At 74.0% G+C, this 576-nt stretch carries 1 pseudogene; it reads right to left on the bottom strand.

The features are described from left to right. Nucleotides 1-146, bottom strand: a pseudogene (locus B9S61_RS43410) (hypothetical protein); the annotation flags it as partial. Nucleotides 147-576: the final 430 nt, after the last annotated feature.

Genomic DNA, 576 nt, shown 5'->3' with positions numbered 1-576 from the left:
TACTCCAGCTCCTCGATGTCGTCGGAGAGGTACCACTCGCGCAGCGCGGGTGTCACGGCGTACGCGACGAACGGGCCGTCCGCCAGCCGGCCCGTCCTGTACGCCTCGGCGAGCCCGGGGAGGGTCAGGGGGACGTAGACGCGCATGGCCGGCCGCTTTCGTGTGATCGGGAGCTCCGCAAGGCCCTTCAGGATACGTCCCGGTGTCCCCCTTCGAGTCCCTGCCCACACCCCCGCACACGTCAACCTCCGTCCCGGACGTCACCCCGTACACCCGCCCGAGTACGGGCGGGAGGGCCCCGCCGATCACTCGGATAAGTGAATCCTCCGGCCGTCCCGGCCCGTCTCCCCGCCCCTTGCCCCGGCCCCCGGCCGCCCCGTACAAGATCCCCAACCGCAAGTTACTGCCCGGTACGTCCGGCCTCCCCCGCCGGCCCGGGCCCGTCGAACGGGGTCCCCCGTGCACAAGGTCATGACCCGCCACCGCCGTCTCCCCCGTCCTCCCGCCCGTACGGCTCCGGTCCCCGCCGCCGTCGAGCCCCCTCGCCGGCCCGCGGAAGGGCCCGCCACCGCACCG

The organism is Streptomyces sp. SM1 (assembly GCF_002910825.1).
Lineage (GTDB): Bacteria > Actinomycetota > Actinomycetes > Streptomycetales > Streptomycetaceae > Streptomyces > Streptomyces okerensis.
The sequence above is the reverse complement of the archived record's forward strand: the minus strand, read 5'-3'. Positions and strand labels throughout refer to the sequence as shown.